General features: G+C 46.0%; 12 protein-coding genes. 9 read left to right on the top strand and 3 right to left on the bottom strand.

Features of this window, described 5'->3' with window-relative positions; translation table 11 throughout:
- Positions 1 to 7 precede the first annotated feature (7 nt).
- The 3 genes from F890_RS17155 to F890_RS17145 all read right to left on the bottom strand — a co-directional run bounded on the left by F890_RS17155 (position 8) and on the right by F890_RS17145 (position 5,067).
- Positions 8 to 1,303 carry a solute carrier family 23 protein gene (locus F890_RS17155; RefSeq protein WP_005268201.1) on the bottom strand — a complete coding sequence of 432 codons (1,296 nt, stop codon included), beginning with the start codon at positions 1,301 to 1,303 and terminating at the stop codon, positions 8 to 10.
- 306 nt (positions 1,304 to 1,609) lie between these two features.
- A complete protein-coding gene (gene ppc / locus F890_RS17150; protein WP_005268200.1) occupies positions 1,610 to 4,294 on the bottom strand; it encodes a phosphoenolpyruvate carboxylase in 2,685 nt (894 codons plus the stop codon).
- 149 nt (positions 4,295 to 4,443) lie between these two features.
- The gene (locus F890_RS17145) at positions 4,444 to 5,067 is read right to left on the bottom strand and encodes a TetR/AcrR family transcriptional regulator (protein ID WP_005268199.1); all 624 of its coding nucleotides are present in this window, start codon (positions 5,065 to 5,067) and stop codon (positions 4,444 to 4,446) included.
- A 148-nt stretch (positions 5,068 to 5,215) separates the two neighbouring features.
- On the opposite strand from F890_RS17145, the gene F890_RS17140 reads away from it, so the two are divergent.
- The 9 genes from F890_RS17140 to F890_RS17100 all read left to right on the top strand — a co-directional run bounded on the left by F890_RS17140 (position 5,216) and on the right by F890_RS17100 (position 14,471).
- Positions 5,216 to 6,319, top strand: coding sequence for an efflux RND transporter periplasmic adaptor subunit (locus F890_RS17140; RefSeq protein ID WP_005268198.1), 1,104 nt, complete (start codon positions 5,216 to 5,218; stop codon positions 6,317 to 6,319).
- A gap of 2 nt (positions 6,320 to 6,321) precedes the next feature.
- Entirely contained in the window at positions 6,322 to 9,447 is a 3,126-nt protein-coding gene (locus tag F890_RS17135) for an efflux RND transporter permease subunit (protein ID WP_005268197.1), read from the top strand.
- 141 nt (positions 9,448 to 9,588) lie between these two features.
- Positions 9,589 to 9,966, top strand: coding sequence for a hypothetical protein (locus F890_RS17130; RefSeq protein WP_005104998.1), 378 nt, complete (start codon positions 9,589 to 9,591; stop codon positions 9,964 to 9,966).
- 103 nt (positions 9,967 to 10,069) lie between these two features.
- Positions 10,070 to 11,188 carry a molecular chaperone DnaJ gene (dnaJ, locus tag F890_RS17125; protein ID WP_005104999.1) on the top strand — a complete coding sequence of 373 codons (1,119 nt, stop codon included), beginning with the start codon at positions 10,070 to 10,072 and terminating at the stop codon, positions 11,186 to 11,188.
- 607 nt (positions 11,189 to 11,795) lie between these two features.
- Positions 11,796 to 12,011: a cold-shock protein gene (locus F890_RS17120; protein WP_005105001.1), complete on the top strand. Its 216-nt coding sequence runs from the start codon at positions 11,796 to 11,798 to the stop codon at positions 12,009 to 12,011.
- A gap of 110 nt (positions 12,012 to 12,121) precedes the next feature.
- Positions 12,122 to 12,349 carry a hypothetical protein gene (locus tag F890_RS17115; protein WP_004280858.1) on the top strand — a complete coding sequence of 76 codons (228 nt, stop codon included), beginning with the start codon at positions 12,122 to 12,124 and terminating at the stop codon, positions 12,347 to 12,349.
- Positions 12,350 to 12,418: 69 nt separating this feature from the next.
- A complete protein-coding gene (locus F890_RS17110) occupies positions 12,419 to 12,616 on the top strand; it encodes a hypothetical protein (protein ID WP_004280859.1) in 198 nt (65 codons plus the stop codon).
- Positions 12,617 to 12,948: 332 nt separating this feature from the next.
- The gene (dapB, locus tag F890_RS17105; protein WP_005268194.1) at positions 12,949 to 13,770 is read left to right on the top strand and encodes a 4-hydroxy-tetrahydrodipicolinate reductase; all 822 of its coding nucleotides are present in this window, start codon (positions 12,949 to 12,951) and stop codon (positions 13,768 to 13,770) included.
- Positions 13,771 to 13,826: 56 nt separating this feature from the next.
- The gene (locus F890_RS17100; RefSeq protein WP_005268193.1) at positions 13,827 to 14,471 is read left to right on the top strand and encodes an START domain-containing protein; all 645 of its coding nucleotides are present in this window, start codon (positions 13,827 to 13,829) and stop codon (positions 14,469 to 14,471) included.
- Positions 14,472 to 14,837: the final 366 nt, after the last annotated feature.

The raw sequence follows: 14,837 nt of genomic DNA, 5'->3' as shown, positions 1-14,837 counted from the left end.
TTTACGGTTATTTTTTATCTGCCAGACTAAAGAACCAGTTCAGGATTAATGCGGCAAACGTTGCCGTACCAATACCACCCAGATTGAAGCTACCAAAAGTCAGGGCAAAATCACCCGTACCTAAAATAATGGTCACCGCAGCCACCATCAGGTTCTTGTTCTGTGAGAAATCGACCTTGTTCTCAATCCAGATTTTGGCACCGGCAATGGTAATCAAACCAAAGACTACAATCGAAGCACCGGTCAGAATCGCTGTCGGAATCGTGTGAATAATCGCACCAAACTTAGGCGATAAACCCAGGAACACAGCAAAGACACCCGCGACTGCAAAGATGATGGTCGAGTAAACCCGTGTCACGGCCATCACACCAATGTTTTCACCATAGGTGGTCATACCCGGCGCACCTACACCACCGGCTAAAGTGGTTGCAACACCATCTGCCACAAAGGCTTTACCAATATGCGGATCCAGGTTTTCACCGGTCATCGCGCCTACGGCTTTAATATGGCCCAGATTTTCAGCCACCAGAATCAAGGCAATCGGCGCAATGATCAACATGGCATTCAATTCAAAGGTCGGTGCGTGGAAAGTCGGTAAACCGAACCAGGCTGCTTGCTGAATAGGAAGGAAGTTGATCGCAGTGCCATAACCCATGACATTACTGAGTACAAAGTAAATCAGATAAGCCAATAACAGGCCGACCAATAACAGCAGGCGCTGTAATAAGCCACGGGTGAATACGGCAATTGAACCCATGCACAGCACAGTGACCAGGGACATCCACATATTGAAGGTATTGCCCATCACGCTTTTCACTGTGACTGGAGCAAGGTTCAGGCCAATGATCATCACCACAGCACCGGTGACCACCGGTGGCATCAACTTTTCAATCCAGCGGGTGCCCGTCGCCATGACCAGAAAGCCCATGAGTGCATAGAAGATGCCACATGCGATAATCCCGCCTGCTGCAACGCCAATATTTGGATTCAGTCCGCCACCACCTGCATAACCTGTTGCTGCGATGACCACACCAATAAAGGCAAAGCTTGAACCTAGATAACTTGGAACCCGGCCACCGGTGATTAAAAAGAACAGGATGGTACAGATCCCTGACATTAAAATTGCCAGGTTTGGATCAAAGCCCATTAAAAAAGGTGCCAGTACGGTTGCGCCAAACATGGCAAAGGCATGCTGTACACCCAAAACTACCGTTTGTGCGGGTGGCAAATACTCTGCGGTACCTACTGGTCGTGCATCGATACTGCCCTCATACGGGCGCCATTTGGGAAACCAACTGGACATAAAATGAGCACTCAAAAGATAAATTGTGCACATCATACTCCGGTTTTTTGGAAGTTTTAATCACTCCTTTCAACTTTTTGTTCAAGTTAATTCATTGACTTTTATTTATTTTTTATCAATTGGTAAATATTTTTAATATAAAAGTAGCGTTAAATCAGTGGATTAATCATATAGCTATGCTTAAAATTCACTCATAAAGATTTGTTATTTTAGTTATAAAAAATACGATGCAGTGAGTGGTTTTGGCCAATTCATGTACAAAAAAAGCACATCACCAGGATGTGCTTTGAATGCGAGGGCGAAAAATCAGCCGGTATTACGTAAACCGGCTGCAATGCCGGCAATGCTGACCATTAAGGCATGATCGACCGGGGTATTTTCAGCCTGCTGCTGTTCCAGATATAAACGGCGACGTTTCATCAGTTCAGCTTGCAGTAAGTGCAGCGGTAACAAATAGGGTTTACGTACTTTCATCGACTGATCCAGTACACCGTTACTGCTCAGGAGTTTCGATTCGCCTTTTAAGCTCAACAGGGTTTGTACAGCATCCTGCAAACGCTGACGCAGTTCTGTTCCCAGAACTTTAAGATCTTCATCCTGAGTCAAATGCGATTCATAATATAGCGCCACATTGGCATCGGCTTTGGACAGTACCATTTCCAGCATATCAATCAGGGTCTGAAAATACGGCCACTCTGCCAGCATCTCATCCAGTACCGTGCGTTGTCCCTGATCCAGTACCGCATTTAATGCAGCACCGGTACCGAGCCAGGCCGGTAACATCAGGCGAATCTGGGTCCAGGCAAAGACCCAGGGAATCGCTCGCAGTGATTCAATCCCACCACTGACTTTACGTTTCGCCGGCCGTGAACCCAGTGGCAGCATTTGCAGTTCAAGTTCTGGCGTGACGGTACGCAGGTATTTCACAAAATGCGGATTTTCCCGGACGGTCTGGCGATAGACCTGCACCGATAGCTCGGTCATTTGATGCATCAAGTCGCGCCATTCCTGTTTGGGTTCAGGTGGCGGGAGTAAGGTCGCTTCCAGTGTTGCAGCGGTATAAATTTCCAGATTCTGCAGGGCGATTTCTTCCAGACCGAATTTGAAACGGATCATTTCGCCCTGTTCAGTCACCCGGATCGCACCTGAAATCGACCCTGGCGGTTGAGAGAAGAGTGCCTGCTGGGTTGGCGCACCGCCACGGCTAATTGAACCGCCACGACCATGGAACAGGGTCAATTGCACGCCATGTTGTTGGGCAACTGCGGTCAGTTCTTCCTGGGCACGATATTGGGCCCAGTTGGCCGACATAAAACCAGCATCCTTGGCAGAATCCGAATAGCCAATCATGACCTCATGTTTGCCCTGAATATGCTGTTTGTACCAGTGCATATTGAACAGGGTCGACATGGTTGCGGCTGCGCCATCCAGATCTTTTAAGGTTTCAAACAGGGGAACCACCCGTAGCGCCTGCTTGATGCCGGCTTCTTTCTGTAGCAATAAAACCGCCAGCACATCACTTGGATATTCCGCCATCGAGATGATATAAGCACCCAGAGATTCGCTCGGTTGCTCGGCTAGCGTACGCATGGTGGCAAACACTTCCTGTACATCCGGATGTTCAATCAGGCTGCCTGCTGGCTCATTCAGATGTTTTGGCAGCAACGGACGTTTGCTTTGCAGCTCTTGCAGTAAAAAGTTTTGCCGTGCCTGTTCAGTCCAGGTTTCAAAATTCCCCAGTCCTAAATATTCGGTAATCGCAGAAATCGCCTGACGGTGACGACCCGATTCCTGACGGATATCCAGTTTTAGCAGTTCGATCCCAAAACTGTTGACCCGGTAAATAAAGTCCAGCAGGCTGCCATTGGCAATTTCGGCCAGATTGCAGTCCATCAGCGAACGGTAGCAGGTCAGGAGTGGCTGTAAAAGTTCGTCTTTACTTTTAATCACCAGACTGTCATCGGCATCATTGCCTTTTAATTTTTCTGCCAGCCAGTGCCGTGTGGCTTTCAGGCGGGTACGGGTGTCACGTAAATATTCACGGTAGGGTTCAGGATGGGGCTGGCCCAAGGCTTCGGAAATTTCCGGGCTACATTGCTGGATAGACAGTTCCCAGCGCAGGTTTTCAATATCGCGTACATAAAGGTCGGCTGCTTTCCAGCGCGACAGCCACAGCACTTCCTGGGTGACGGTATGGGTCACATTCGGGTTGCCGTCGCGGTCACCGCCCATCCAGGAGGCAAAACGTACCGGTGCCACATCTAGGGGCAGGTTCTGAGCACACTGTTCTGTGACCATGCTATTCAGTTCCCGGATAAATTTCGGAACCGCATTCCACAAGGTCTGCTCAATGGTGGTAAAGCCCCATTTGGCTTCATCAATCGGAGTTGGACGATGCTGACGGATTTCATCGGTTTGCCAGGCAGAGCTGATCAGCTGTTTCAGATCGGCCAGAACTGCCTGACGTTCACGTGGAGTCAGTTTCTGCTGGTCAAATTTGGACAGGGCATTATTGATACCGTCATATTTTTGAATCAGGGTACGGCGGCTGACTTCTGTGGGATGCGCGGTCAGAACCAGTTCAATTTTCAGTTCACAGATTTGCTGATACAGCGTATCGGCAGAAATCTCCTGCTGTTTAAATTTTTCAAATAAAGGCACCAGAGGATTGGGCGATTCTGCAGTGTCATCAAACTCGCTCTGACGGCGACGACGTACCACATGATATTGTTCGGCAATATTGGCAAAGTTTAAAAAGTGGGTAAAGGCGCGGGTCAGCGGCAGGATTTCTGCATCTTCTAGACTCAAAAATAGTTGTTCCAGTTGTTTTTCTGCTTCGACCTGTCCATCGCGAGCGCCTTTGGATAGGGCACGGATCTGCTCGATCTGATTAAACAAATCCTGCCCGGCATGTAATTTTAAGGTTTCCCCAAGCAAATTACCCAGTAAGCGTACGTCTTCGCGTAGTGGTGCATCAATCTGTTGAATCATTTTTTATTCCCTCACATGCATGCTTTGACTATACCGCGACTGCATGACAATCCAAGTCCCTTAGAGACAAAAGTTGCAGAGCATTGGCTGCTTTTTTAGCAAATTTTAGGCCACATATGGTTATCGGTGCTCGATCCTGAGAGAAGGCTTTAGTCAGGCAGAGCATATTTCAGCATAAACAGTTCAATGGCCTCGCTAATGATCTGTTGCTGTTCTGCGCTTGAAGGGGGAGGGCTGAGACCCAGCAGGATTTTCTGATGACGGGTTCCGGTCAGCAGGGACACGATCAGCTCGGTCTGTTTTTCTGGAAGATCGACCTGAATAAAGCTGTACTGTTGGGCCAGAGCAAAGAAATCATTCCAGACTGCATCCAGTTTGCTATGCGAGGCCTCATAAAACTGTTCTGCCAGAGGACTTTGCTGCGAGGCCAGTTCCATCAGTAACAGGTCCAGCTTGATCGCTTCTGGTAAATTAATAATATTTAAAGCGCGCTGACAGGCCTGATAAAACTCCTGCGCAAAGTCACTGCTCGGCTGCAAGAGCTGAGGATGTTCATGCAGAATGGCTTCACAGGTATCCTCAATCGCACAGCTAAACAGGGTCGCCTTGTCCTGAAAATGGTTATACACCGTCAGCTTGGTCACACCTGCCTCACGTGCAATCTGGTTCATGCTGGAGGCATGATAGCCATGCGCTAAAAACAGCGCTTTGGCCACGCTGAGGATGCGCTGACGCTTTTCCAGATCCTTGGGTCGTCCTACAGGTATTTGCACAATTTCTTCCAAAAAAAGTCAATACGGTCATTGCTTTGAAGCTTGAGTTTTAATTAGTGTACCGGGTGGTATATTAATTAAAAAACAAGCAATTCAATATATCAGCATAGTTTGCCCTAAAAAAGACGATCAGATAAGAGCGAATAAGATGAGCAGGATTTACAGCGTATTGGCTGGCATGGTGGTGCTTTGCAGCGTGACTTTAAGCGGGTGCAGCAAAGATACTGCTGCAGCACAACAGGAAGTTCCCTTTGTCATGGTGGCGACACCCACCACTTCACAGCATGAATTAAAAAGTTATGCCGGTGATGTGCAGGCACGCCAGCAAACGGCGCTGGCATTTCGGGTCGCTGGGCAGGTGACCCAGCGCTTCGCTGATGTGGGTGACCAGGTCAAAGCCGGGCAAGTCCTGGCAACTCTGGATGTCAAAGATGCCCAGCTGCAGCTGAATGCAGCACGTGCCCAGCTGGAAAGCGCGCAGTCTGCTACTAAGATTGCTCAGGATGAATTACAACGTTTCAAGCAGTTATTGCCATCCAATGCCGTGAGCCGCTCACAATATGACGCGATCGAAAACCAGTACAAGACCGCCCTATCAAATCTGAAACAGGCACAATCCAACTACGATACCGCTAAAAACCAGACTGCTTATAACCAGCTGATTGCCACCAGAAACGGCGTGATCACTGCACGCAATATAGAAACAGGACAGGTGGTGGCTGCCGGGCAGGCGGCGTATGAACTGGCGATTGCCGGTGAGCGTGAAGTGGTAATTGGCGTACCGGAACAGGCTATTTCGGAGATCAAGGTTGGACAGGCAGCTACAGTGACATTATGGTCCAAACCTGAAGAGGAATTTGCCGCTTTTGTCCGCGAGATTTCACCAGCAGCGGACCAGTCGCGTACCTTTCGGGTTAAAGTTTCCTTACGTGAAGGCAATGGTCAGATCCAGCTGGGGCAAAGTGCCCGGGTATTTTTTCAGCACAGCCGCGACAATATGCTCAGTGTGCCGCTATCCAGTGTCTCGGCAACGGATCAGCAGGCTTATGTCATGGTGGTTCAGCCGGATCATACCTTGCGTAAAGTCCCGGTCCAGCTCGGTGCCTATGGCCGGGACAGTGTTCCTGTACTCAGTGGCCTCAAGCCGGAAGACTATGTGGTGATTGGCGGCGTACATCTGCTGCGTAACCAGCAAAAAATCAATCCGATTGATCGTGAAAACCGTCGTGTGACCATTCAGGCAGGGAGTTAAGCATGAACTTTAACCTGTCGGAATGGGCCTTAAAAAATAAAGGTCTGGTGCTGTATTTCATGATCCTGCTGGGTCTGATCGGCATCGTCTCTTATTCCAAACTGTCACAAAGTGAAGATCCGCCTTTTACCTTTAAAGTCATGGTGATCCAGACCTATTGGCCGGGTGCGAGTGCCAAAGAAGTATCCCTACAGGTCACTGACCGGATTGAAAAGGAACTGATGACCACGGGTCAGTATGACCGCATCATGGCCTATTCGCGTCCGGGTGAATCCATGGTGACTTTTGTTGCCAAGGATTCTCTGGCTTCGAAAGATGTCGCGGATGTCTGGTATAACGTGCGCAAGAAGGTGGGCGATATTCGGTATGAATTGCCACAAGGGGTACAAGGTCCGTTCTTTAATGATGAATTCGGCGATACCTTTGGCAATATTTATGTGCTCAAGGGTAAAGATTTTGACTATGCGACCCTCAAGGAATACGCCGACCGCTTACAGCTGCAATTGCAACGGGTCAAAGATGTTGCCAAAGTTGAGCTGATTGGCCTGCAAGACCAGAAAATCTGGATTGAGATTTCCAATACCAAGGCCATTCAGCTGGGCGTTCCAGTCATGGCGATTCAGCAAGCCCTGCAGCAGCAAAATGCCACCACCCAGTCCGGTTTTTTTGAAACCAGTTCAGACCGGATTCAGGTGCGGGTCAGTGGTGCATTAAACAGTGTTGAAGAGTTAAGACAGATGCCGCTGCTGGTCAATGGCAAAACCATTCAGCTGGGAGATGTCGCAGAAGTCTATCGAGGCTTTAGTGATCCGGCACAACCGCGGATGCGCTTTATGGGCGAAAACGGCATTGGTATTGCTGTATCGATGCGCAAGGGCGGGGACATCATTGCCTTGGGTAAAAATCTGGAACAGGAATTCGCCCGCCTGCAAAAAACCCTGCCACTCGGCATGGAGCTGAAAAAAGTCTCCGACCAGCCGGTGGCAGTCAAACGCAGTATTAACGAATTTATGAAAGTGCTGGCAGAAGCGGTGATTATCGTATTGCTGGTCAGTTTTTTCTCGCTCGGTTTCCGGACCGGTCTGGTGGTGGCTTTCTCGATTCCGCTGGTGCTGGCCATGACTTTCGCCGGTATGCAGCTGTTTGATGTCGGACTGCATAAAATTTCCTTGGGGGCCCTGATTCTGGCCCTCGGTCTTTTGGTCGATGATGCCATTATCGCGATTGAAATGATGGCGATTAAAATGGAGCAGGGTTATAGCCGTTTACAGGCGGCCGGGCATGCCTGGCGCACCACGGCTTTTCCGATGCTGACCGGAACCCTGATTACCGCTGCCGGTTTTCTGCCGATCGCCACTGCAGCCTCGAGTACCGGGGAATATACCCGTTCGATTTTCCAGGTGGTGACCATCGCATTGCTGGTGTCCTGGCTGGCCGCAGTACTGTTTGTGCCATATTTAGGTGATAAACTTTTACCGGATTTCAACAAAGATTTAATTCAAAAAGCGCCGTGGTATCAGCGGCTCTGGGCACGTCTGCGCAAACAGCCAGAACCTCAGCCGCTTGTGCATCATGCCGGTGAACATTATGATCCTTATCAAACCCGGTTTTATCAGGGTTTTCGTCGTTGGGTCGATGCCTGTGTGACCTATCGTAAAACTGTCATTGCTGCCACGGTCGGGATTTTTATCCTGTCCATTTTAATGTTTAAGCTGGTGCCGCAGCAGTTTTTTCCACCTTCAAATCGAGCTGAAATTCTGGTGGATCTCAAACTTGAAGAAGGTGCATCACTGAAAGCCACTGAAGCTGCAGTAAAAAAAGTCGAAGCCTTTTTATCGAAACAAGAGGGTATTGATAACTATGTGGCTTATGTCGGGATGGGATCGCCGCGTTTCTATTTACCGCTCGATCAGCAGTTGCCGCAAACCAGTTTTGCCCAGTTTGTAGTGCTGGCATCCTCTTTAGAGGATCGAAATGAAATCCGTAAATCCTTAAGTGATCAGATTCGAAAGTTATTGCCAGAAGTGCGTACCCGGGTGTCCTTGCTGGAAAATGGCCCACCTGTGGGTTATCCACTGCAGTTCAGGGTATCGGGTGAAGACCTAGGATTAGTCCGTGAATGGGCGCAGAAAGTTGCAGCCACCGTGGGAGAAAATCCGAATACCACCAATGTGCATCTGGACTGGGGGGAGCCGAGCAAAGTCATCAAATTGCAGATCGATCAGGATCGTGCCCGTCAGTTGGGGGTGAGTAGCAGTGAACTGGCCAATGTGCTGAACAGCTCGATTTTGGGGGCCGGTATTGATCAGTACCGTGAAAAACGTGAACTGATCGAAATCCGTTTACGTGGTGCTCAGGCTGAACGGGTGGAGGTAGCATCTTTAGCCAGTCTGGCTGTTCCGACTGCAACCGGTACATCAGTACCTTTGGCGCAGCTGGCTAAAATTGAATACAGCTTTGAAGAAGGTCTGATCTGGCATCGGAATCGTTTACCGACCATTACCGTGCGTGCCGACATTCGCAGCAAGTTACAGCCCGCTACTGTGGTTAATGAACTCAAAGAGCCACTAGAAAAAATCCGGGCAGAGCTGCCGAATGGCTATCTGCTGCAAGTGGGCGGTACAGTTGAAGAATCGGCTCGCGGGCAGAACTCGGTTAATGCCGGCATGCCTTTATTTCTCGCAGTGGTCATGACCCTGCTGATGATTCAGCTCAAAAGCATCTCACGTGCCTTTATTGTGTTCCTGACCGCACCTTTGGGCATTATCGGAGTGGTGTTATTCCTGTTAATTTTCAATAAACCTTTCGGTTTTGTTGCGATGCTCGGGACGATTGCATTATCCGGAATGATCATGCGCAATTCGCTGATTTTGATCGATCAGATTGAGCAGGATATTCAGACCGGAGAGTCGCAGTGGGATGCCATCATCAATGCCACAGTACGTCGTTGTCGTCCGATTGTATTAACCGCACTGGCTGCTGTACTGGCTATGATTCCTTTGTCGCGGAGTATTTTTTTCGGGCCGATGGCGGTGGCGATTATGGGGGGCTTGATTGTGGCAACCCTGTTGACCCTGTTTTTCCTGCCTGCACTATATGCACAGTGGTTTAAAGTGAAAAAAGTTTAAATTCTGTTTAAAATTGTCATAATTTCAGGTGCGAAATTTTGAAATTTTCAATATAGTAGCACCTGAGATTTTTATAATTCAAAAAATAAAAAATTGCTGTTTTGGCCTTACTGCCAGGGCAGTAATGAGGTTGAACCAGACATGACTCCAGTGACATTAACCAAGATGCGACGTTCCGTAGCCGTGGCCTATGTCTTCATGTTTTTGGCCTTATTTACCGTATTTAGCGGGGTATTTGCTTACTGGTTCGCACGTAAAGTCACCCAGGTTGATTATGCTGAAGTCTGGTTACAGGCACAGGCACTGTGGATCATGCGTAATATCGTGATTTATACCATTTTGGCGCTCTTCGCTGCATTGTGGTTTATTCCATTGTTTTTCTTTGCCTGGGACAGCCACTTATGGGTCAAAGCCTGTGTGGTGACCGGGGTGATTTTCAGCTTTATTGCCTTTATTTTTCTGCTCAATGCCTGGTTTAAAGGCTTCTATAAATTCTCTCAAAACAAAGCTGTGTTCTAAAACACATAACTTTTTTCATATTTCCCCTTGTAAAATCAGGTTTGAACCCAATTTTAGACCTCAGTTGAATATTAACAAAATTCCGTGAGGAGCATCGCCAGACATGGCTAAACGTGATTATTATGAGGTTTTAGGCGTCGCTAAAACCGCTAGTGATGATGAAATCAAAAAAGCCTACCGTAAGTTGGCGATGAAATATCATCCAGACCGTAACCCGGACAATGCTGAAGCTGAAGAGAAATTCAAAGAAGCTGCAGAAGCTTACGAAGTGCTCTCTGATGGTGAAAAGCGCAGCATGTATGACCGTATGGGCCATCAGGCCTTTGAAGGTGGTATGGGCGGCGGTGGCGGCTTCGGCGGTGGTTTCAGCGCAGAAGACATTTTCAGCCAGTTCGGTGATATTTTCGGTGGTGCTTTTGGTGGTGGCGGTGGTCGTGGCCAGCAACGTGCACGCCGTGGTTCCGACTTACGCTATGTCATGGAACTGACCCTGGAAGAAGCAGTCAAGGGCGTCAAGAAAACCATTACCTTTACTGCACCGGCACCTTGTGATGCCTGTGATGGTAAAGGCTCGAAAAATCCAAACGATGTAGAAACCTGCCGTACCTGTCATGGTGCTGGTCAAGTGCGTATGCAGCAAGGTTTCTTCTCGGTACAACAAACCTGTAGTACCTGTCGTGGTCAGGGCAAGATCATCAAGAACCCATGTAATAAATGTCATGGTTCAGGTGTGTCAGACCGTCAGCAAACCCTGGAAGTCACTATTCCTGCGGGTGTGGACAATGGCGACCGCGTACGTTTGACCGGTAAAGGTGAGGCGATCCGTGATGGTCAGTCAGGTGACTTGTACGTAGAAGTGGTGGTGCGCGAGCACGAAATCTTCCAGCGTGATGGCGCTGATCTGTATATGGATGTGCCGGTATCGATTGCTGATGCAGCCTTAGGTAAGGAAGTTCAGATTCCTACGCTGGATGGCCGTGTTAGCTTGAAAATTCCTGAAGGTACGCAAACGGGTAAACTGTTCCGCTTACGTGGTAAGGGTGTTAAACCGGTACGTACCAGCATGCAAGGTGACTTGCTGTGCCGTATTGTGGTGGAAACTCCAGTGAATTTAAGTGCACGTCAACGTGAACTGTTAAAAGAATTGCAAGAAACCATGGATGGGGAAGACAGCAAATCCTCACCAAAGAAAAAATCATTCTTTGATCGTTTGTTTGATTAATTGAGTGAAAGTAAAAGAGGACGCTGAGGCGTCCTTTTTTATTATGTAGATAAGATACTCTAGATTAGAAGATGCTATTTATTAGTTGATAGGTATCGCTTAAACATAAAAACCGCCTAAAAAGCGGTTTCTGTTTTTATATTTGACTATCTAAATAGAAAGTATGAGTCCAAATTTGGAGGGTGATAGATATTTTGTAAGTGAGAAAAAAGCATCATTCCCGAAATTAAAAAGGCCAATATTGTTATTACAGAGCTATATAATCGCATTCATTACTTATCAAATTTACCAGTACAGCAGATTACTCTTATTTTGTTATCATGACAATGAAAGCTTAATCTTATTGAAATCACTATAAATTTTTAAAATTTCATTTTTAATAAATAAAATAAATATATATATAAGAAAACTTGATTAATTAAATTTTTCGTGTATAGTTAACTTAACTAGAAAAAAGTCTTGTTTCGGTAAATCTTCTTTAAGTATCGTAGTTTTAGTCATAATCCTTCGTTTTTTTTCAGATTTTAAGTCTCATTCTTTATTATTTCAAAGTTATAATCAGTCTATAAAATGACTAAAAAATTATTAAAAATTATTAGGATATATTATGTCAAACTCAAATGTTGTTAAAGGTACTGTAAAGTGGTTCAACGAAACTAAAGGTTTTGGTTTTATTCAACAAGAATCAGGTCCAGATGTTTTTGCTCATTTCAGTGAAATTGCGAGTTCAGGTTTTAAAACCTTGCTTGAAGGCCAGCTGGTCGAATTCAGTGTAGCTCAAGGTCAAAAAGGACCGAATGCTGTAAATATTGTTGCTATCTAAGCAAGAATAAACAGTAAAAAAAGCACTTAATAAGTGCTTTTTTTATCGTTCAAATTTAATTTTAAGTTATTTTCCAAATTGGAAAAATCTTTAGAAAAACAGGATTCAAGTTGTTAAAAATAAATGATTTAATTGCAAAATCTAAAAATGGTACTGAAATTATTGTTTCGTTAATTCCTCTCAATAAAATGCAAAATACACGTCAGGGTTTAAAAAGAATTGAAGTGGGTAAAAGAGTTCTTCTTTCATCTGGAGTTGAGGTAGATTTAAACTTAGATGGTCGTACATTCTATACTTCTATAAATCAATTATTTAAGCTAAATCATAAAGTTATTTAAAGATAAAATTCAGAAACATCAATTTTTAGTGGATATTTTGCCACTTTAACTATTATTAAAGGTATAGATATGCTTAAACAAAGTATTAGTGTAAAGGATCAGTTTGGGGCTCAACACGCTATTCAAGCAACAGTCGATCATCATTTTTCTAAAACACAATCTCATTCCAATATAAAACATATCACTGTAGATGGTGAAGATATTCGTCCCAGTTTTGAAATGTGCTTTCAAAGTACCTTAAGTGGAAAAATCTTCAAAATTGTGTAGATCATTCCTAAGTGACTTAGGTTCATCGCTTCAGTGAGAGATAAGCTGAGCTGAATTGAAAGGATCCTAATCTGCCCCCGAAGCTTGAATGTTCTCCATCTGATTTGAAAGCTGCTTTTTGATAACGGTTAGGTTCATGCGTACTATTGATCCATATCGCTCGGCCTGGATGATATCTAGCCCATAATTCCAAAGACCTGATGGAAACTCTTATCAATATCAGTGATTTCGCTCTTTGAGTATTTTCATTGATTTTTATGCAATGCATCTTAGTGTTATTCCGCAGTTTTGCTATAGTAAGAGCAATTTTGGATCAACATCAGGACTATGTTATGTCAGCTACACCACGCATTGGAATCTTGGGTGCAGGCGGCCGTATGGGGCGTATCCTCATTCAGGCTGTGCATGAAGCCGGTTATCAATTGGCAGCTGCAGTAGAACGCCCTGAAAGTACCCTATTAGGCGCAGATGCGGGCGAACTTGCCGGGATTGGTGCAGTCGGTGTCAAGGTGGTGGGTAGTCTTGCAGAGGTGGTCAAAAACTGTGATGTCGTGATTGATTTCACCGCACCGGCAGCGACCGTCAATCATCTGAAAATTTGCTGTGAAGCAGGTGTTGCCATCGTGATTGGTACCACGGGGATGAATGATGAGCAAAAAGCTTATTTAGATGAATCAGCAGCTGAAATCCCTGTGGTTTATGCAGCGAATTATTCAGTCGGTGTGAACGTATCGATTAAACTGCTTGAACTGGCATCGAAAGTCTTTGGCGATACGGTGGATATCGAAGTGATTGAGGCACATCACCGTCATAAAGTGGATGCACCATCGGGGACTGCACTTATGTGGGGTGAAGCGATTGCGGAGGCTTTAGGCCGTGACCTGAAAGAAGATGCAGTGTATTGTCGCGAAGGTCATACCGGGCCGCGTGAGCGTAAGAGCATTGGCTTCCAGACCATTCGCGGTGGCGATATTGTCGGTGAACATACCGCGATGTTTATTGCCGATGGGGAACGTGTGGAAATTACTCATAAAGCCACCAATCGCATGAACTTTGCTTCTGGTGCGGTACGTGCTGCAGCCTGGGTCGTCGGCCGTGAAGCGCGTAAATATGATATGAAAGACGTGCTTGGTTTTAACGATATTCAGGTTTAAAACTGCGTCAAAATCATTTATAAAAAAATCTACAACTAAAATAAGACGAATAAAAAATGCAAAAAATGATTTTCCTGCTCTGTGCAGTGGCGCTTGGTGCCATTGCGCAGGCCAAGCCGGCCGAGAATACCAAACTTAGTATTGATAAAAATAATATCAAGGTCTGGACTTATCAGAACCAGCAAAACCCGGTCTTTCTGTATAAAGCTGAAACCACCTACCATGCCCCGATTGAAAATGCCGTGTCGCTGATTCTGGATATCGAGCATGCAGTACAATGGGTGCCCTATATGGGCAGCATCAAGGTCTTGTCCCGCGATGATAAAAAAGGCGATTTCACTTTGTATATGGTGCTGGATTTTCCATTTCCCTTAAAAGACCGTGATCTGATTGTGCAGGGCAAGATGATCAAGCAACCTAATGGACAAATCAGTATCAAGAATAAAGCCATTCAGACCGGCTATCCCTTAAATCCAAACTATGTACGTTTGACCGATTATCAAGGGGATTGGACTTTTCAAAAGCTGGCCAATAATCAGGTCAAGGTTTCAACTTATGGTTATGCCAATCCGGAAGGCTCGATTCCCTTAACTTTTGTAAATATGTTCGTACAGCAGCAGCCGTATCAGATGTTGCAAAAGATGAAAGCAGAGCTGGCCAAGCCTTCAGGCCTTGCAGTTTTGCCTGAAGCCCTGCAATAAAAAAAAGACCCAATTGCTGTAATGCTGATCAGTTAAGGAGTTTATAAGTAAAATCTTTAATTTTTTAGTCATTCACGACGGAGTCTTAACGTTCTAAATCAAATACTTGTAAATCATTTGTTACTTTGGTTTCGCCCAAATGAGAAGCGAAGCTTCGCAAGGAAGGCATCTTGCGGAGCAACACTCCTCACCGCAAAACTCGTCAGCCACCATCGACTAGTAAATTTGTCGCAGAAACAATCATTTTTTAATCTTGCGGTGCAATACACCTCATGTCTCAAACAGTTGCGGATGACTTTTCTACCTATCAAGTATGATCATGAATTTAAAAAATAAAATGCCAGTCAATTCCTTAATTGACTGGCA

The sequence above is a fragment of the Acinetobacter sp. CIP 64.7 genome (assembly GCF_000369745.1).
Taxonomy (GTDB): Bacteria; Pseudomonadota; Gammaproteobacteria; order Pseudomonadales; family Moraxellaceae; genus Acinetobacter; species Acinetobacter fasciculus.
Note: the sequence above shows the minus strand (reverse complement) of the source record. Positions and strands in the feature narration are given on the sequence as shown.